Raw genomic sequence first — 19,501 nt, forward strand, 5'->3', positions numbered from 1 at the left:
TTTTGCGATAACGGCATACGCAAAACAAAAAACTAAAGCGTGGCAGACGCATCTGAAAGATCGCGGCACGCTTTAAGCATTTTCACCAAACAGCGCCCCGATTAGCCGGGGCGCTTCATTCAGATCCCGGACGCAGGCCGACTGAGGAGTGGCAGGCGAACGGCGAAGCCATGCCGGCTTTCCGAAGCCGGCGCCATTTTTCCGAACGGAGACATAGCCATGAACATGAATTTCAGAACATTGTCACTGACATCAGCCCTTCTTGCCACTACAGTCCTCGGCTTCAACCAGATCGCGCGTGCCGAAGACCGTCCGACCATCAATGTCGCGCTGCAGAGCATGGGCAGCGCCGGGACGCTCGACACGACCGACAATACGGGTACGGCAGCCCGCAAATATCAGAACGACATCTACGAGCAGCTGATCGCGCTCGATCTGTCCGATCCGAACCTCGGCGCCAAACCGGGCCTCGCCACCGAATGGAAGTGGGTTTCGCCTGAGATCCTGGAAGTGAAGCTGCGCCAGGGCGTCAAGTTCCACAACGGTGATGAGATGAAGGCCGATGACGTGGTCTTCTCCTTCTCCGACGAACGCTATGGCCTGCTGCCGGAACAGGCAAAGGCCCGTGACGCCAACCAGCCCACCTTCGCCCGCGCCGACGGCACGACCGGCATCGTTCCTCCGGCCGTTACCGCCGCAGGCCGCAAGTCTGAATGGCCGCTCTTGAAGTCGGTCGAGAAGGTCGATGACTACACCGTCCGCTTTGTCATGCAGAAGTCGACGCTTGACACCGAAGCGCGTCTCGCCCGCGTCAACTATGCCGCCATCATCTCCAAGCGCGCCTTCCAGAACGCTAAGTCCTGGAAGGATTTCGCCCTGCATCCAGTCGCAACCGGCCCTTACAAGGTCGACAGCGTCGATCAGGATTCAGCCATCCATCTCGTTGCCCATGACGATTACTGGGGCGGCAAGCCACCGATCGCCAAGCTGAACTTCAACATCGTTCCAGAAGCCGCAAGCCGCATCAACGGCCTGCTATCCGGCGAATACGACATCGTTAGCGACGTCGGTCCGGACCAGGTTCCGATGATCAAGGGCAATTCCGATTTCGAAGTCGCCGGCGGTCCGGTTGCCAATATCCGCTTCATCGCGCTCGACACCAACAACGGCCCGCTGAAGAACAAGCTGATCCGCCAGGCTCTCTCGCACTCGATCGACCGCCAGACGATCGTCGACTCGCTCTGGGGTGGCCTTACCGCCGTTCCGCAGGGCTTCCAGCATAAGCTGTTCGGCGATCTCTTCGTGGACGATTTCAAGTCGCCGGCCTACGATCCGGAGTTCGCCAAGAAGCTGTTGGCCGAGGCCGGTTACAAGGGCGAACCGATCACCTATCGCGTGCACAACGACTATTATCCGAACGAGCTGACGGTCGCCCAGTTCGATCTCGATAATCTGCGCAATATCGGCTTCAACATCGACTTCTCGGTTGTCGACAACCCGAACGACCCCGCTCCTGATCGTATGATGCAGGATCTCTCGAATACGGCATATTTCGCCTATCCGGTCGCGCTGCTCGCCAACAATTGCCCGAACGGCACCTACCACAGCGGTACGAACCCGAAGACCGGCATGTGGAAGAACGAGGAGTTCGACAAGCTCTGCAACGTCCTGAACACCTCGACAGACAGGGCCGAAGTCAAGAAAGCCTTCGCTCGCGCGCTTGAAATCATCGAAGTCGAGGATCCGGCTCTGATCGTCCTGCACCAGAACGCCATCCTCTACGGCAAGCGCGCCGACATCCAGTGGAAGCCGTCGGCCATGTTCGTCATGGATTTCCGTCCGGGCGCTTTCTCCATCAAGAAGTAATGCAGGCGGGGCGGGGTGCTGGCCAACCCGCCCTCCATTCTCCCGAGGATAGTATTGATGATTGCCCCGATGCGCCGCGTGCTGCCCGTCGACAGGACGGATGGTGACTGGCCTGAATTCGACACTGCAAGCCCTGCCGTTACAGGCGCGCGCCGGATCTATGCGATCGGCGATATCCACGGCTATGGCAATCTTCTCGAAGCCATGCAGCAGGCGATTGCTGCCGATATGGAGCAGCACCCGGCAGAGCAGGCGCTGATCATCTATCTGGGCGATCTCATCGACCGCGGTCCGAATTCTCTTGATGTCATCGACATGATCATCGACCACAGGGCAAACCCGCCGGCCAATGCGCAGGTTATGTGCCTCAGAGGCAATCATGACGATTGGCTGATCGCCTTTGTCGACGATGCCGGTGTCGTTTCGCCCTGGGCTTTGAAGGGTGGACTTGAGACGCTCACCTCCTACGGGCTCTCGAAAGATGATGTGCTCGCAGCAGTAGCCGATCCGGATCTTGCCGAGGCGCTGCGGCAGCAATTTCTGTCCGCGCTTCCGAAACGTCATAAGGATTTCATGCTCTCGCTGCCATTCTCGCACAGCGATGGCGATTATTTCTTCGCCCATGCCGGGGTCGATCCGGATCGCCCGCTCGCCGATCAGCGGCGTGAGGATCTGACATGGATACGCGACAAGTTTCTGCTCTCGCGCAAGAATTTCGGCAAGGTCGTCGTCCACGGACACAGCCACCGCGATGCAGTCGAAAGCTTTCCGAACCGCATCAACGTCGATACCGGCGCCTATGTGCAGCAGATCTTGAGCTGCGTGATCCTGGAAGGCCGGGAACGTTACGTCCTGCAGGTCGGCAATATCACCCAGCAAGAGAGTCAGTAACGGAAGGACGAGCATGAGCACGCCGTCGAGCCTTGTTGAAATCCGCAATCTCTCGGTCGATTTCGAGAGCAACCGCCATTTCACCCGTGCGCTGCACGGCATCGATCTGACACTCTCCCGCGGCGAGGTGCTCGGCATCGTCGGCGAATCCGGCTGCGGCAAGTCGATCACCTGGATGGCGGCGCTCGGCCTTCTCGGCCGCAACGCTCGTGTCAGCGGCTCTGTGACATCAGACGGCCAGGAGATACTGGGTGCCGACGACGCAACGCTCAGCCGCGTGCGCGGCGGGCGGATCGCCATGATCTTCCAGGACCCGTCGAGCTCGCTCAATCCGCTGCACAAGATCGGCTGGCAGTTGACGGAGGCGCTGCGACTGCATCAGGGCATGCGGGGGGAGGCGGCCCGCAAGGAGGCCGAAAGGTTGATCGACCGCGTCGGCATCGCCAATGCCCGCCAGCGGCTCGGCGAATATCCGCATGAATTTTCCGGCGGCATGAACCAGCGTGTCATGATCGCCATGGCGCTTGCCGGCAATCCTGATCTTCTCGTTGCCGATGAGCCGACGACCGCGCTCGACGCGACCATCCAGGCACAGATTCTTGACCTGCTCGACGACATCAGGCGCGAGCGCGGCATGGCGCTGGTGCTGATCTCGCACGATCTCGGCATGGTGGCAGAAATGACCGAACGTGTCGCGGTCATGTATTGCGGCCGCATCGTCGAGGATAGCCCGACATCGGATCTGTTCGCCAATCCGGCCCATCCCTATACGCGCGGCCTGATCGCCGCGCTGCCGCGCATCGACGGCCCGCGTCAGCGTCTGATGGCCATTCCCGGCACGGTACCGCCGCCGAGCGCGCTGCCGCCGGGCTGTACCTTCTCGCCGCGCTGCATGCTGGCCGATGAGGACTGCCTGCACTGCGTGCCGCCCATGCGTTCGGCGGGCGTGGATGACAGGCACCTGGCTGCCTGCGTCCATCTCGGCGCGGGATCCTCCTTTGTGCCGAAGACATCAGCTGTCGTTCAGGCAAATGCTGCGGGAGTGGCGTAGTGAAGGGCGCTCTCTCCGTTCGCGCGCTGAAGCGCCACTATACGCTCCGCCAGCGCAGCGGCCTGTTCTCGTCGGCAAAGACCCTCAAGGCAGTCGATGGCCTGACTTTCACCGTGGCGCCGGGCGAAATGTTCGGCATCGTTGGCGAAAGCGGCAGCGGCAAGTCGACGACCGCGCGGCTGCTGCTCGGCCATGTCCCGCCGACATCAGGAGATGTCTGGTTCGGCGGCGAGCCAGTCGGTGCGGTGCCGAACGCCCATTGGCGTGCCATGCGCAAACGCATGCAGATGATCTATCAGGATCCGCTCGGCGCGCTCGATCCGCGCATCGCCGTTGCCGGCCAGATCGAAGAGCCTCTGATCATCCATAATCCCGAAATGACGCCGGCCGACCGCAAGCGCCGCGTCGCCGAAGTGATGGCCGCCGTCGGCCTGATCGCCCATCACGGCAGCCGCTATCCGCATGAACTCTCAGGCGGCCAGCGCCAGCGCGTCATCATCGCCCGCGCCCTCTCGATGGAGCCGGAGCTGCTGGTCTGTGACGAGCCGGTCTCGGCCCTCGATGTTTCGGTGCAGGCACAGGTGTTGAATGTCTTCGAGGATATCCGCGCCCGCACCGGCTTTACCGGCGTCTTCATCAGCCACGATCTGAAGGTCGTGCGCCAGGTCTCGGACCGCGTGGCCGTCATGTATCTCGGTGGCATCGTCGAGATGGGCATACCGGAAGATATCCTGCAGTCTCCGGCCCACCCATATACGAAGGCCCTGGTTTCGGCCGTGCCGCAACCGGGAAGACCGGCGCGCAGCCGCATCATCCTGACCGGCGATCCGCCCAATCCCGTCAACGTACCCTCCGGCTGTCCCTTCCACACACGCTGTCCGGAGGCGCGCCCGGTCTGCCGTTCGCTCAAACCCGAACTCATCGCCGAAGGCGGCCGCTCCGTCGCCTGCCATCTCGTCAACAATCCGTCGCTAACAGGCGGGGAGGCGGCCTGACATGCTGCAATTCATTCTGATCCGCCTGCTGCGGGCGCTGGTGACGCTCTTCATCATCGTCACCTTTACCTTCATCATTCTGCGTGTTGCCGGGGATCCCGCGACGCGCTTCTTCGATCCGGCGCAAACCCAGCCTGAGGTGATTGCCGCCTTCCGTCGTCAGTGGGGCCTCGATCAGCCGCTCTGGGTGCAGTTCTATAAGTACCTGATCGCCATCATCCACGGCGATCTCGGAAATTCGATGCGCGAGAACCGATCGGCGATTGAGTCCGTGCTGGCGAGGTTGCCCGCGACGCTTCAGATCATGGTGCCGACGCTGTTCATCAAGACCGCGCTCGGCATCACGGCCGGCGTCACTGCGGCGCTGTATCGTAATTCCTTCTTCGACCGCTTCATCATGTCACTCTCAGTCCTCGGCTTCACGGTGCCGACCTTCGTGCTCGGCCTAGTGCTGGCGCTGATCTTTGCCGTGCAATTGCGTTGGCTGCCGTCAGGCGGTTATTCGACCTACGCCCACATGATCCTGCCGATCGCGACGTTGAGCATTGCAGGTGCCGCCATCATTGCCCGCTACACGCGCTCGGCCATGATCGAGGTGATTGGCCGCCCCTTCGTGCGCACCGCAGCCGCCAAGGGCGTGCGGTCCTCGGAGGTCGTCACCCGCCATGTGTTGCCGAATGCCGCCGTGCCGATCGTCACGATCTTCGGCTTCATGATGGGCAATCTCGTCGGTGGCGCGGTCATCGTCGAAAGCGTCTTCTCCTGGCCGGGTATCGGCCGGCTGCTCGTCTCCTCGGTCCAGGCGCGCGATCTCGCCGTGGTGCAGGTCATCGTGCTCCTGATCGGTCTGATGATGGTGATTTCCAACCTCGTGGTCGATCTGCTCTACGGGCTCATCGATCCGCGGATGCGCAGCCGCGGTCGCGGCGTCACAGCTTGAGGGAGAACGAAATGGCTATCGACCAGCAGATTGCCGCCAGCGGCAGCGTCATCGAGGAAAAGAAGAAGATCACCGCTTTTCTGGAGGCCTGGCCGCCGGCGGTTCTGATCGCGATTTTTTGGCTTGCTCTGGTGATCCTGGTCGCCGTGATCGCGCCGCTGATCGTCCCCTATGATTTCATGGCGGTCGATGTACGCGCACGCCTGAAACCACCTGTCTTCTTCGGCGGCGATTTCGCTCATATCCTCGGAACGGACCAGCTCGGCCGCGACGTGTTTTCGCGTGCGCTGATCTCGATCCGCATCTCGCTGACCATCGCCATATGCGCCACGATGCTCTCGACCGTGGTCGGCGTGACGCTCGGCTTTATCGCCGCCTATTTCCGCAGCTGGGTCGATCAGGTCATTCTGACCTTCGTCGATGCGCAGCTTGCCATGCCTTTCATGATCATCTCAATCGCCGTGCTCGCCTTCCTCGGCAATTCGCTTCCGATCTTCATCATGCTGCTCGGCCTGTACGGCTGGGAGCAGGTGACCCGCATCGCCCGGGGGCTTGCGATCTCGGCCAATGCGCAGGGCTATGCGGCGGCGGCACGCGACATCGGCGCTTCGCCCTGGCGTATCTATCTGCGCCACATCCTGCCGAATATCTCCGCCATGATCGTCATCGCCATGACGCTCAACATCCCCGCTGTGATCCTGCTGGAATCGAGCCTCTCCTTCCTCGGCATCGGTCTGCAGCCGCCACAGACGAGCCTCGGCAATATGGTGGGTTACGGTCGCGACTATATCCAGTCCGCACCCTGGATCATGCTCATGCCGGCCGCGGTGATCGTCATCACTACTCTGTCCGTCTCCGTTGTGGGTGACTGGCTCCGCGACTGGCTGGACCCGACGCTACGCTAGCGTTTGCGTCGTTCCAGGAAGGCGACTGCCTGCAGCGTTGCGATGATGACGATTATGCCGATGAGCGTGCGCAAGTCCGGCACCTCACTAAAGAAGACATAGCCGCTCGCCGTTGCAAAGACGATTGACAGATAACCGAACGGCGCAAGCAGACTGGCGCTGGCGATCTGATAGGCGCGCAGGAAGCAGAATTGCCCGATCTGCGCCAGCAGTCCGATTCCGAGCAGGGCGGGCCAATCCTCGCTGCGTACCGGTTGCCATACGAAAAGCGCCGGAATGAAGGTGATGACGGTCAGGCCGGCCGTATAGAAGACCATCATCACAGTCGTGTTTTCGTAATGCAGCATCCGAGTCTGGATCGTCGCCAGCGCCCCGAAGATGATCGAGAGGAGCACTGCCAACAGCCCGAGATTCCAGGCGAATGTATCCGGCGCCAACATGATCAGCACGCCGACGAAGGCAAATACCGCGCCGATCCACCGCCACCGGCTGACCCTCTCGCCGAGCATGGCGACGGCCATCAGCATCGAAACCAGCGGCCGCGTGAAGCCAAGTGCATTGACGAGCACCAGCGGCAGCATGGTCAGCGCCACGAAATTGCTGGTCAGCGCGACGGCATTGCAGCTGATGCGCATGATGTTGCGCAGGGGATCCCTGGAACCGGCAAGCTGCCGGCGGTGTCGCCAAATTAATGGCAAGATAAGCACGAGCCCGATCAGCGCGCGGATAAAGACGAGTTGGATCGCCGGATAGGACGCACCCTGCATCTTCACCAGCACCGTCATGCCGGTCACCAGCGTCGTATCGGAAAGCAGCCAGACAATGCCGAAACGGCTGTCCCTGGCTGCAGTGGATGCATCCATTCCTGTTGCCTCAGGCGGGCTGGACGAGATTGGCGATCAGCCGGAAGGCACCTGATGTCAGCTTGTCGAGCTGGTGATGCAGTACGAGGCTCGTATGTGTATGCCGCCCCTTGCCGATTTCAGCCGAAATCAATGCGCCCTTGAGTGGTTGTTCCTCGGGGTCATGCATGGCAAGCAGCGGTACATAGGCCTCGTCCCAGCGGGCGGCGAAATAGAGGCCGCGCTCCTTGTCCCAGCCATCCCAGTCCACGGATGTGATCCTGTTCGGCCCCTTAAGCAGTGGATGCTCGGGCTCCAGCACAGTCACCTCTGCTGCCGGATCGGTCACGCGCCAACGGACGGAGGGCGAGCCGATATCGATGCGCTTCGGCGGCGTGGCATCCGGTTGCCAGCCATCGCTCGGGCGATGATAGAGCGTCAGCAGGTGGCCGCCATCTTCCACGAAGCGATGCAGGCGGGCGGTTGCAGCTGCCAGATCCTTGCGGCTGCCGAAGGCGAAGATGCCGACGACGATGGTCGTAAAGCGCGAGAGATCGCCGGACAGGGCCCGCGCATCGAGTTCGGTGACATCGAGCCCCATGCGGCCAAGCCAGAGCCCGACGCGATCGGCACCGCCGCCGACATAGCCGATCTTGGCGCCATCAGGCAGTTTGAGGTCGAGCGCCAAAACGCGCAGCAGTTCCGGTTCGCGAAAGCTGGTGCGGCCGATATGCGGATAGGCGATCGGCGAGATGCGCATCGCCGGCTGCCCGTCCACGAGCGGCGTGATGGCGAAGAGGCCAGGCCTTATCGAGGTAGGAGGGGAAAGCGTAAGCGCGCCATCAGCCTCCTTGATCGCCCAGCCGGCCGGCGCGGAAAAGCTGACAGGTCCTGCAGACGCAGCCTTGATCTCCAGCTCCGGCCTCTCGCCATCTACGGGAATGATGAAAGCATTGGGCTGAAGGTTCAGCGAGTGTTGCGACGCGACTGTAAGCGGCTCCTCAAGATCGACGGTCACCGTGACTGAACGGCTTCCGACCTGTGCCGTTACCTCGACGAAGGCATTGCCGTTGCCGCCGAGGCTCGACCATCCTGGCTGATATTGCCGCGTGAGCGGCGCATCTGCGGTTGCTGTCAGCGCATACACAATCTGCTTCGGCGAGGTTTCCTTGACGCTCGCCGAAATGCCTGCCGGCAATCTGATGCTGGCGTCGACAACAGCGGTTCCGGCATTGCCGCTGAGATGAAGGATCAGCGTGCCGGTTGCTCCAGGCGAAAGCGCGGCGGGTTCGGCAACCGCCCGGACGAAGACCTGTTCGGCTTCGCAAAGTGCGGCATCGATTTCCACGAGCTTGCGCTGCAGACGATGCCCGTGCGTTTCGAGGAAGGCGTCAGGCGCTTCCTCAAGCGCCTTTTCAACTTGATGTGCCGCCTGTAGCAGCGCATCGACGATGGCGGATCGTTCCGGAAAGCGCTCGATCGCCTTGCCGATTGCGCCATCCGCGCGCATCAGCGCATCGACGACACTTTGCGGCAGCTCCGTTTCGCGGGCGAGATCGGCGAGCGTCGAGGGAAGCGAATCGAGGATGGACGCCTCCGCGACGGAACCCTGCGCGCTGAGCTTCAGATGCAGTGGCCATTCGGTATCGCCGATATCGTACCAGCGGCCCATGCCCTGAGAGGCATGGTAATACCGCGACCATTCGCCGATATGGTCGTAGGTGACGCCGCTGACAGGTTCGAGATCAGTGGCTTCGAGCGGCAATGTCATAACCGGCGGCGGCACTTCGTCATCGTAGGTATCCCCGCCGCCTGACCATGCCGGCAGATAGAATTTCGCGACCTGCCATGGCGACAGACCCTCGTCGAAATGTTCGGGAAAAGCCGAGGGATCGGCGGCAAGTCCGACAGCGGCTTCCGCCGCCCGCGTCATCGCGCGGTGGTGCCCATGCTGACCCGGTACGTCGAGAAAGGTCGGCAGCACGATATCGGGACGCTCCGTGCGATAGGCCCGCACTAGCCGCTCGACGATGCGCTTTTCGCCCCATCGGTCGAATGTCCGGTCGCCATTCTTGGAGAAGCCGAAATCATGGATCGGATCATCAGGGCCGTGGCCGAGCCAGTAGACATCGGCGTCGAGTTCGTAGGCAGCCTCTTCCATCTCGCGGCTTCGCATGATGCCGAGCGCGCCGAGCCGTTCCGGTCCGAGCGCATTCTGCCCGCCTTCGCCGCGCGTCGAGCAGGCGACGATGACGCGCATGCCGAGGCCGAGGCGCAGATAGGCGAGCAGGCCGTTATGCTCGTCATCGGGATGCGCGCCGGTATTCATCATGGTGACGGTCGAGGTCAGGCGGGACAGGGCCCGGTGCAGCCGCGTGAGCGAAAGGCTCCGCTTCTGTTTCTCAATACGATCTCGATCGGTCAGCATGGTTCCTCCATTGGGGCAGACCGGTGGCGCGCATCTTAAGCTGCGTTATCGGCGACGGCGGTCGGTGAAATGTCGAGTTTGGGGGTGACGGCTTCGAAGAGCGGCAGCGCCGCTGCGCCAAGTGCGGCCGTCAACTGGCCCGTCTGGCCGCGAATGACGCGCGGCAAGGCGCGCGTGCGCCGACTGGCAACAGAAACGGGAAGGGTCTGCATGGCCGCGACGATCTCATCGATGACGGCATCGGGGAGCGCACCGCCGAGGATGACGGTCTCCGGATCGAGAACGTTTTCCAGCATTGCCACCATCGGCGAGAGATAGTCAGCGGTCTCCGCGATCCACTCCTTCACGACGGGATTGCCGTCCCGGTGCAGCACTTCGATCGCCGCAAAATCAGCATTCTCATAGCCCGCCTCGGTGAGCTTCTCCTTCAGCGCATGCAGGGATGCATAACGTTCCAGGCAGCCGCGCTGGCCGCACGGGCAAGGTTTTCCGCGCGGGGCAACGACCACATGGCCGATTTCGCCGGCATTGCCGAAGGCGCCACGGAAAGGTGCGCCGTCATGGATCAGCCCGAGGCCCACGCCGACGCCGAAATAGATCATGCAGAAATTGGAAATGGCGCGGCCCGCACCGAACAGCCGCTCGCCGACGGCGGCAGCATTCGCATCGTTTTCGACGATAACGGTCTCGCCGCTCGCTTCGCTGAGCAATGCAGCCGGATTGATGCTGCTCCAGCCGGGCAGGGTGGTCGGGCCGACCGAGCTCATGCCTTCGATCTCGAAGGGGCCAGGCATGACCACACCGATGCCGAGAAGCTTGGACGGGAAGTGCTTGCGGACCTTCTTCACCTCGCCGGTAAAGAGCGGAACGATATGTTCCGGGCTCGTATTCTCCACCGGCATGATGGTCTCGGAACGCACCTTGCCGGAAAGGTCGAGTACCGTCGTAACCATATGGTCGGCAGCGATTTCGACGCCGATCGTGACGGCTCCATCAGGGTTGACGGCAAACTGGATCGGCGGCTGGCCGCGGCCGGAACGCAAGCGGCCGATCTCCATCAGCAGCTCTTCGCTGACGAGCTCGTCGACGATATTGGCCACCGCCTGCGCAGTCAGGTGCGTCAGCTTGGCGATATGCATGCGGCCGAGCGAACCATGCATGCGCACGACATCGAGCACGACACGACGATTGTGGTCACGGCTGCGCTCGGGGTTCTTGCCCATCGCGATCTGCTGCTTGCCGGATTGCCGTGTCATCTCGCCGCCCTCGTCTCTGCCGATATGGATAGCGCCGATATCATGAAAGGAGCAATAGAATAATTAAACTAAATTATCTTATTGACAAAACCTTTCGCCCGAACCAGCCTGAAAGGGTCGCAGTGCGATGCCGAGGAAGAGGAGCCTCAGTTCCATCTTCCCGAGCCAATCAAATCGGGGCGCTGCCGATATGCGGGATGCCCTGGGGAACCAGATGAGCGCGAGCGGTTCGAAGGCCGGCTCGGCAATGGAGGGATAATATGCGTCGCGGAATCTTATTGGCCGGGCTTTTTGCCGGCATCAGCATGGTTGCGGTCAACAGCGCCCAGGCCGTCGAAATCGAATATTGGCAGTATGTCTACGATACGCGTGTCAAGGCGATGGACCAACTGATCGCCAATTTCGAAAAGGCCAATCCCGACATTACCGTCAAGCAGACGACCTTCCCCTATGCTGACTACCAGACGCGCGTCGTTGCCGCCAATCTCGCCGGCAATGGTCCTGATGTGATGCAGCTCTTCTATGGCTGGCTCGACCAGTTCATCGCTGGTGGACTGCTGCAGCCGCTGCCAACAGACGCTTTCCCGCATGACCAGATCGAGAAGGACTTCTTCCCGATCGTATCAGCCATGAAGCGCGGTGACGACTATTACGGCCTGCCGACCGCCGTCCGTTCGCTGGCGCTCTTCTACAACAAGAAGCTCTTCCAGGAAGCTGGTCTCGACCCGAACAAGCCGCCGCAGACCGTCGATGAATTCGTCGCTGCCGCCGAAAAGACAGTCAAGCGCGATGCCGCCGGCAACATTGCCGTCGAAGGCACGACGCTCGACATGGGCGGCCAGGATCACCAGTGGTGGCGTGAAGTGCTGATCCGCCAGTTTGGCGGCGAGCCCTATACTGCCGACTATTCCAAGGTGACCTACAATAGCGATGCCGGCATCAAGGCGCTGAAATTCTACACCAGCCTGCAGACTGAAAAGAAGGTCGGTCAGACCGGTTTCATGGATGAGGGCCAGGCAGCCTTCCGCGGCGGCAAGGCGGCGATGACCATCGACGGCACTTTCCGTCTCGGCTCCTTCGGCAGCATCAAGGATTTCGAATGGGGTGTGACCGAGCTGCCGGCCAATGCCGATGGCCTGCGCTCGAACTATGCAAGCTACTTCGCCAACGGCATCGGCGCCAAGGTATCGGGCGAAAAGCTTGAGGCCTCCAAGAAGTTCCTCGCTTACGTGACCTCGCCGGAAGCCATGAAGATCTGGCTCGGCACCGTCGGCGAACTGCCGGCCCGCCGCGAAGCAGCGCTGACCGACGAGAACCTCAAGAATCCGATCTACGCGCCTTTCCTGAAGGCGCTCGCATACTCCCACACCTCGCTCTTCGTGGATGAAGCCGGCCAGCGCCAGAACGCCATCGACATGGTCAACCGCGTTCTGCTCGAGGGACAATCACCCGAGGATTCCATTGCCCAGGCCGCAACGGCCGAGCAGGAAATCATCGACAATGCCAAGAGCAAATAAGGGACGGCCATGAGCTCCGCACCCGCGAATACGGAGGGGGCGGCCTTGAGCCGTCCCGCCGGATCGTTCTGGGATCGGCTGACGATGCGCCAGAAGCGCCTCGTCTGGGTCTGGACATTCCTTGCCCTGCCGATCCTGTTTTACTGCGTGATCCGTTTTTATCCGACGCTGCAGGCCTTCTACCTGTCCTTCACCAATTGGAACCTGATGAAGCCGCCGAAATTCATCGGCGTCGCCAATTATGTGAAGCTCTATAACGACCCGCAGTTCTGGAAGGTTTTCCGCAACACCTTCACCTATCTCGTCATCGGCACGCCGCTGAGCCTCATCATCTCGTTCGTCGTGGCCTTCTTCCTGGATCGCGTGCGCTTCCTGCACGGGTTGATCCGCGCGCTCTATTTCTTGCCGTTCCTGACGACGGCTGCCGCCATGGCCTGGGTCTGGCGCTGGTTCTATCAGCCGGCTCCGATCGGCGTCATCAACGATGTGCTCGGCATGATCGGCCTGCCGCAGCAGCAGTTCATCCGCTCCGTCGATCAGGCGCTGCCGTCGATCATGGTCACGTCCATCTGGGCTGGCCTCGGCTTCCAGATCATCATCTTCATGGCTGGCCTTCGCGCCATCCCGAGCACCTTCTACGAGGCTGCGAAGATCGATGGTCTCGGCGAATGGCCGATCCTCTGGAAGATCACTCTGCCGCTCCTGAAGCCGACGACCGTCTTCCTCGTCGTCTTCTCCTCGATCGGCTTCCTACGCATCTTCGACCAGGTCTACAACATGACAACCAACGATCCCGGCGGCCCGCTCGGATCGACCAAGCCTCTGGTTCTCATGATCTATCAGACGGCCTTTTCATCCTACAACATGGGTTATGCGGCAGCTCAAACCGTGGTGCTTTTCGCCATCCTGCTCTGTGTATCCCTGTTGCAGCTCTGGATCCTGAGGGAGCGCAAATGAGTGCCGTGACCACGAACACCACGGCACCGCTGCCGAAAGCCAATATCCGCCCCGGCGCCATCCTCATCTGGACGCTGCTTTTCATCGGTGGCCTGATCATGGTCTCGCCGCTGCTCTTCATGTTCTCGACATCGCTGAAGACAGCAGGCCAGGTCTACGACCTGCGCCTCATCCCGGCCGAACCGACGCTGCAGAACTACATCACCGTTCTCTCGGACGGCCGCTTCATGCGCTGGTTCCTGAACTCGACGATCGTTGCCTGCACGGTGACGCTCTCGAACGTCTTCTTCGACAGCCTTGTCGGCTATACGCTCGCCAAGTTCGAATTCCGTGGTCGCTACCTGATCTTCCTGGCGATCCTCTCGACCCTGATGATCCCGACGGAAATGCTCGTCATTCCCTGGTATCTGATGTCGGCGCAACTCGGCTGGCTGGACAGCTATTGGGGCATCATGTTCCCGGGCATGATGACGGCCTTCGGCACCTTCCTGATGAAGCAGTTCTTTGAAACCGTGCCGAACGATTTCCTCGAAGCTGCCCGCATCGATGGCCTGAACGAATTCCAGATCTGGTGGAAGGTGGCGATGCCGCTGGTGACGCCGGCCCTCTCGGCGCTGGCGATCTTCACCTTCCTCGGCAACTGGACGGCCTTCTTCTGGCCGCTGATCGTCACCACCAGCCGCGAACTCTACACGCTGCCGGTGGGCCTCTCGAGCTTTGCCGTCGAGCAATCCATCCAATGGGAAATGATCATGACCGGTGCAGCACTTGCGACATTGCCGACGCTGCTCGTCTTCCTGGTGCTGCAGCGCTACATCGTGCGCGGCGTCATGCTGGCCGGTCTGAAGGGATAAAACATGACCGAAACCAACCCCCGTCTTTCCGACAAGAGCGTCTTTCCTGATCCTGTCTATAAGGAAACGGTGTTGAAGCCGCTCTTCGATGGCGCCAAGACCCATCATGTTGATGGCTTCCGCCGCATCGACCGCGCTCATCTCGTCATGCTGGTCGAAACCGGCATTCTCGACCGTGAGCAGGCCGGCAAGATCGCCGGCGCGCTCGAGGCGATCGACCATGACATCAATCCCGAAAAGCTCGTCTATACCGGCGAGGTCGAAGACTTTTTCTTCCTCATCGAGAAGGAGCTGAAGGCTCGCATTGGCGTCGATATCGCCGGCCGCCTGCATACGGCGCGCTCACGCAACGATATCGACCATACGCTGTTCAAGCTTGGCCTGAAGGAACGCATCGATGCGCTCATGGTCAAGGCGCGCAAGCTGCTCGATGCGATGATCGCCACGGCCGACTGGGAGAAGCAGACGCTGATCGTCGCCTATACCCACGGCCAGCCGGCCCAGCCGACCACCTTCGGTCATTATCTCTCGGCAGCGATTGAAGTCCTGATCCGCGATATCGAGCGCTTTGCCGAAGCTCGCGAGATCGTCAATCTCAGCCCCATGGGCGCTGCGGCGATCACAACGTCGGGCTTCCCGATCGACCGCGCCCGCGTTGCCGAACTGCTGGGTTTTGCCGCGCCGCTGCGCAATTCCTACAGCTGCATCGCCGCTGTGGACTATACGACCTCGACCTATAGCGCGATCGAGCTGATGTTCCTGCATCTCGGCCGCCTGATCCAGGATTTCCAGTTCTGGACGAGCTTCGAGGTCGGCCAGATCTATGTGCCGAACGCGCTGGTGCAGATTTCCTCGATCATGCCGCAGAAGCGAAATCCGGTGCCGATCGAGCATATGCGCCATCTCGCGAGCCAGACCTTCGGCCGCGCCCGCACTGTGCTCGACGTCATGCACAATACGCCCTTCACCGATATGAACGACAGCGAAGGCGAAACGCAGGGCATGGGCTACGAGGCCTTCCACTCGGCCGCCCGCGTACTTGACCTGCTGGCCGCCTTCATTTCCCAGATCAGCATCGATCCCGAGCGCGTAGCGGACAATATCCGCCGCTCCTGCATCACGATCACGGAACTGGCGGATTCGCTGGTGCGTCTGGAAGGGCTCTCCTTCCGTCAGGCGCATGAAATTGCCGCAACGGTGGCCCGCGCGGTGGTCGCCAAGGGCGGTGGTCTTTCGGATGACGGTTACGAGCCTTTCCTCGCAGCTTTCGAGGAACTGGCCGGCCGCAAACCCGGTATCGACAAGGCGCAATTTGCCGAGATCGTCTCGCCGGAACATTTCGTTGCCGTCCGCGCCCGCTTCGGCGGCCCCGCGCCGGCACCGATGGCGGATGCGCTTGCAGCCTACCAGGAAAAGGCTGCCGCATTCGCCAGACAAGCGCAGGAAAATGCAGCGCGCGAAGCCGCCGCTGCTCAGGAACTTCAAACCAGATTCACGGCATTGATGGGGACGGCCTGATGGCAAATATTGAACTGCAGGGGCTCGTCAAACGCTACGGCAAGCTGGATGTCGTCCACGGCATTGATCTCGCGATCGCCGATGGTGAATTCGTTGTCTTCGTTGGCCCGTCCGGCTGCGGCAAGTCGACGACGCTGCGCATGATCGCCGGCCTTGAAGACATTTCCGGCGGCACGCTGAGGATCGGCGGCGAGGTGGTCAACGAGCGCGAGCCGAAACAGCGAAACATCGCCATGGTGTTCCAGAACTACGCCATCTATCCGCATATGAGCGTGCGCCAGAATATCGGCTTCGGTCTCTACACCTCCAAGCTCTCGCAGGCGGACAAGGACAAGCGCATCGATGAGACGGCGCAGATCCTCGGGTTGACGGATTATCTTGCCCGTCGTCCGGCCGCGCTCTCCGGCGGCCAGCGTCAGCGTGTTGCGATCGGCCGCGCTATGGTGCGCAATCCCTCTGCCTTCCTCTTCGACGAACCGTTGTCAAACCTCGACGCCCAGCTGCGCACCCAGATGCGCATCGAGATCAAACGCCTGCACCAGCGCTTGGGCACGACGATCGTTTACGTCACCCATGATCAGGTCGAGGCCATGACCATGGCCGACCGTATCGTCGTCATGAAGGATGGTCACATCCTGCAGGCGGGAACGCCGATGGATATCTATGAGAACCCCGCCGACGTCTTCACCGCGCGCTTCATCGGCAGCCCGTCGATGAACCTTCTGCCGGGCACGGCTGCTGCCGATGGTTTGCGCATCGGGCAGGGCGGTCCGCATCTGATCGGCGTGCGTCCGCATGATCTGGTTATCGGCGAAGGCACGGGCGTCCTTTCGCTCTCAGGTACGGTGACGGCCGTCGAGCCGCTCGGCGCCGAAACGCTGGTGCATTTCGATGTGACGGGCACGTCCGTGATTGCAACCGCCCCCGGTAAGGTGATACCGGCCGTCGGCAGCACCGTGAATGCCCATGCAGCCTCCGGTGCTCTCTATGTTTTCGATGCAAAAACGGAAAAGGCCCTCGGGCGCCAATGACATCTGATAATGACATGCGATCCGCGGTGCTCAGCATCGGCCGGATCTATTGCGACCTGATTTTCACAGGACTGGAGACCATGCCTGTGCTCGGGCGTGAGCTCTTTGCCGATGACTTGCGTATTGCAGCAGGCGGTGGCGCTTTCATCATGGCCGCTTATTCGGCCCATATCGGCCGCAAGACGGCTCTGCTCTCCCGTCTCGGCACTGATGGGCTTTCGAATGGCCTGATCGCGGAACTGAAAGCGAGCGCCGTCGACCTTCGTTTTCTCGACCGGGCGGCTGATGCCGGTCCACAGGTCACGGTCGCGATCAACAATGGCGAGGAGCGGGCCTTTCTGTCCCGTCGTGCCGGCGGCGCGGAGCCGGCTACGCTCGGTGAGGCGCTTGCGTGGAACGAGGCGCGTCATCTGCACATCGCCGAATTTGCCACCTTGGCGGAAATCCCCGGTCTGATCGCAAAGGCGAGGGAGAACGGTCTCACCGTATCTCTCGATCCGAGCTGGGACGAGACGCTGATCTACCAGCACGATTTCCTCGATCGCTGCGAGGGCGTCGATCTCTTCCTTCCGAATGTCGAGGAAGCCGTCGCCATCACCGGATACTCCGATCCGGACGTAGCGCTGGATAGGCTCGCCGAGCGCTTCCCGGCGGTGGCGTTGAAGGCTGGCGCCGGCGGAGCTTATTTCGCGGCCGGAGATCTGCGCCTCCATCAGAATGCCCCCACCGTCAACGTCGTGGATACGACCGGTGCGGGGGACGCCTTCAATGCCGGGCTCATCCATGCCTGGCTTGGCGGCGCGAGCGCCGATATCTGCCTGCGCGAAGGCATTGCCATGGGCAGCCTCGCGGTTCAGGCGGCAGGCGGCGCCGCAATTCTGCCTGCACGTTAGGGCTTGGACGATGCCGCGGCCTTTCCAGAGCCGTGGATCGCTCTAGGTCGACCGAATTATTCGCGTCGAGCCCGCGGGCTTGTTGCCGAACAGCTTTCGCTGACTGCGCCATCCAGCTGTTTCCTTACGAATATTTCATGTTTTTCAGCCGCATTTCCGTGCCATCGTCAGGGCATCGGTAATGTTGGGTTCATCTTCGGCATGATTATCTCGGCGTGAAGCAGGGCTGATACGGCGAAGCATACATCGAGGATTAGATGGACAATTTGGAGGCTGGTAAAGAGACCGGTTCTGTAACAGGCGCAAATGCCGATCTGGCTGCCGTGCTGGTTGCTGGCCGGCAGAGCAAGGGCCGTCGCTGGCGTGGACGCCTGATCGTTCTGGTGCTCGTGATCCTGGCTGCCGCCGCTGCCGCCTATTTCTATGCGGGCCGAGGCCGTGCCGAAATCACCTACACGACCCAGCCGATCAAGCACGGCGACCTCACAGTGCTCGTCACCGCCACCGGTTCCGTCCAGCCGACCCAGCAGGTTGATATATCGAGCGAATTGTCGGGTACCATGCGTGACGTCAATGTCGACTATAACAGCACCGTCGAGGCAGGCGATGTTCTGGCCGTCCTCGATACCAACAAGCTGGAAGCCGATGTGAAGAGTTCGCGTGCCAAGCTCAACTCGGCAAAGGCCAACGTGGTCAAGGCGAATGCAGATCTGGAATCGGCTGCGACCTCGCTCGACCGCCTGAAGAGCCTCGTGAAAAGTAACGTCTCCACCCAGCAGAGCCTCGACGATGCGACCTACAAATATGACTCGGCAGTCGCCGCCAAGGATATCAATGAGGCCGAGGTCCTGGCCTCAGAGGCGGACCTGCAGCTTGCCGAGGTCAATCTCGGCAAGGCGAAGATCGTCTCGCCGATCGATGGCGTGATCCTCACCCGCTCCGTCGATCCGGGTGCGACCGTTGCTGCCTCGCTTTCGGCGCCCGTGCTTTTCACAATTGCCGGCGATCTCAAGAAGATGGAGCTGCAAGTGGATGTCGATGAGGCTGATGTCGGCCAGATCGCCGTCGGCCAGAAGGCGACTTTCACTGTCGATGCCTATCCCGACCGCACCTTCCCGGCCGTGATCGAGCAGATCCGCTTTGCTTCCGAAGTGGTCAACAATGTCGTCACCTACAAGGCGGTCCTCTCGGTCGACAATGCCGACTTGCTGCTGCGCCCCGGCATGACGGCGACATCGGATATCACCGTCGAGGCCGTCAAGGATACCCTGATGGTGCCGAATGCGGCCCTCCGTTATGCGCCGCCGCAAGTGGAAGGGCGCGGTGGTCGCGGCATCTTCAGCCTGTTCCGTCCGCCGCGTCTGCCCCGCAGTGGCGGCGGTGGTGATTCCAAGCTCACCGGCACGCAGCGCCGCGTCTGGGTGCTGCGCGACGGCCACCCCGCGCCCGTCGTGATCCAGGTCGGCTCCTCCGATGGTCAATTCACCCAGGTCACATCGGGCGAACTCACCGAAAAGGATGCAATCATCACCGATGCCGCGGCACGGACGAACTGAC

At 61.4% G+C, this 19,501-nt stretch carries 16 protein-coding genes; 13 read left to right on the forward strand and 3 right to left on the reverse strand.

All coding sequences use genetic code 11. From position 1 onward, the window contains the following. The first annotated feature begins 219 nt into the window (after window positions 1-219). Genes AB8B33_RS07965 through AB8B33_RS07990 form a run of 6 tightly spaced genes read left to right on the forward strand, consistent with a single transcriptional unit; the run spans window position 220 to window position 6,648 of the window. Window positions 220-1,866 (forward strand): ABC transporter substrate-binding protein, encoded by a 1,647-nt coding sequence (locus AB8B33_RS07965; RefSeq protein WP_439014904.1) that lies wholly within the window; start codon window positions 220-222, stop codon window positions 1,864-1,866. A gap of 57 nt (window positions 1,867-1,923) precedes the next feature. Then, window positions 1,924-2,757 carry a metallophosphoesterase family protein gene (locus AB8B33_RS07970; RefSeq protein WP_439014905.1) on the forward strand — a complete coding sequence of 278 codons (834 nt, stop codon included), beginning with the start codon at window positions 1,924-1,926 and terminating at the stop codon, window positions 2,755-2,757. A 13-nt stretch (window positions 2,758-2,770) separates the two neighbouring features. Further along, window positions 2,771-3,808, forward strand: a complete 1,038-nt coding sequence (locus tag AB8B33_RS07975; RefSeq protein WP_439014906.1) for an ABC transporter ATP-binding protein — start codon at window positions 2,771-2,773, stop codon at window positions 3,806-3,808. Continuing rightward, entirely contained in the window at window positions 3,808-4,803 is a 996-nt protein-coding gene (locus AB8B33_RS07980; protein WP_439014907.1) for an ABC transporter ATP-binding protein, read from the forward strand. Before AB8B33_RS07975 ends, AB8B33_RS07980 begins: the two co-directional genes overlap by 1 nt. A gap of 1 nt (window position 4,804) precedes the next feature. Continuing rightward, the gene (locus tag AB8B33_RS07985) at window positions 4,805-5,743 is read left to right on the forward strand and encodes an ABC transporter permease (RefSeq protein ID WP_439014908.1); all 939 of its coding nucleotides are present in this window, start codon (window positions 4,805-4,807) and stop codon (window positions 5,741-5,743) included. An 11-nt stretch (window positions 5,744-5,754) separates the two neighbouring features. Beyond that, window positions 5,755-6,648 (forward strand): ABC transporter permease, encoded by an 894-nt coding sequence (locus AB8B33_RS07990; protein ID WP_439014909.1) that lies wholly within the window; start codon window positions 5,755-5,757, stop codon window positions 6,646-6,648. Here AB8B33_RS07990 and AB8B33_RS07995 read toward each other — a convergent pair. Genes AB8B33_RS07995 through AB8B33_RS08005 form a run of 3 tightly spaced genes read right to left on the reverse strand, consistent with a single transcriptional unit; the run spans window position 6,645 to window position 11,174 of the window. Beyond that, window positions 6,645-7,511, reverse strand: coding sequence for a DMT family transporter (locus AB8B33_RS07995; protein ID WP_439014910.1), 867 nt, complete (start codon window positions 7,509-7,511; stop codon window positions 6,645-6,647). The genes AB8B33_RS07990 and AB8B33_RS07995 overlap by 4 nt on opposite strands. Window positions 7,512-7,521: 10 nt before the next feature. Further along, window positions 7,522-9,918 carry a PIG-L family deacetylase gene (locus AB8B33_RS08000; RefSeq protein WP_439014911.1) on the reverse strand — a complete coding sequence of 799 codons (2,397 nt, stop codon included), beginning with the start codon at window positions 9,916-9,918 and terminating at the stop codon, window positions 7,522-7,524. Window positions 9,919-9,953: 35 nt separating this feature from the next. Then, a complete protein-coding gene (locus AB8B33_RS08005) occupies window positions 9,954-11,174 on the reverse strand; it encodes an ROK family protein (RefSeq protein ID WP_439014912.1) in 1,221 nt (406 codons plus the stop codon). A 260-nt stretch (window positions 11,175-11,434) separates the two neighbouring features. Between AB8B33_RS08005 and AB8B33_RS08010 the strand changes: the two genes are divergently transcribed. From AB8B33_RS08010 to AB8B33_RS08040, 7 genes are all read left to right on the forward strand, one after another. Then, window positions 11,435-12,691: an extracellular solute-binding protein gene (locus tag AB8B33_RS08010; RefSeq protein ID WP_439014913.1), complete on the forward strand. Its 1,257-nt coding sequence runs from the start codon at window positions 11,435-11,437 to the stop codon at window positions 12,689-12,691. Between the two features lie 84 nt (window positions 12,692-12,775). Beyond that, window positions 12,776-13,648, forward strand: coding sequence for a carbohydrate ABC transporter permease (locus tag AB8B33_RS08015; RefSeq protein ID WP_439017200.1), 873 nt, complete (start codon window positions 12,776-12,778; stop codon window positions 13,646-13,648). Further along, window positions 13,645-14,502 (forward strand): carbohydrate ABC transporter permease, encoded by an 858-nt coding sequence (locus AB8B33_RS08020; RefSeq protein ID WP_310389578.1) that lies wholly within the window; start codon window positions 13,645-13,647, stop codon window positions 14,500-14,502. Before AB8B33_RS08015 ends, AB8B33_RS08020 begins: the two co-directional genes overlap by 4 nt. Window positions 14,503-14,505: 3 nt before the next feature. Next, window positions 14,506-16,020 (forward strand): argininosuccinate lyase, encoded by a 1,515-nt coding sequence (gene argH, locus AB8B33_RS08025; RefSeq protein ID WP_439014914.1) that lies wholly within the window; start codon window positions 14,506-14,508, stop codon window positions 16,018-16,020. After that, on the forward strand, window positions 16,020-17,051 hold the full coding sequence (locus AB8B33_RS08030; RefSeq protein ID WP_439014915.1) for an ABC transporter ATP-binding protein: 1,032 nt from the start codon (window positions 16,020-16,022) through the stop codon (window positions 17,049-17,051). Before argH ends, AB8B33_RS08030 begins: the two co-directional genes overlap by 1 nt. Then, window positions 17,048-17,944, forward strand: a complete 897-nt coding sequence (locus AB8B33_RS08035) for a carbohydrate kinase family protein (protein WP_439014916.1) — start codon at window positions 17,048-17,050, stop codon at window positions 17,942-17,944. Before AB8B33_RS08030 ends, AB8B33_RS08035 begins: the two co-directional genes overlap by 4 nt. Window positions 17,945-18,201: 257 nt before the next feature. Continuing rightward, entirely contained in the window at window positions 18,202-19,500 is a 1,299-nt protein-coding gene (locus tag AB8B33_RS08040; protein WP_439014917.1) for an efflux RND transporter periplasmic adaptor subunit, read from the forward strand. Window position 19,501 lies beyond the last annotated feature (1 nt).

The organism is Rhizobium sp. 768_B6_N1_8 (genome assembly GCF_051811225.1).
Lineage (GTDB): Bacteria > Pseudomonadota > Alphaproteobacteria > Rhizobiales > Rhizobiaceae > Rhizobium.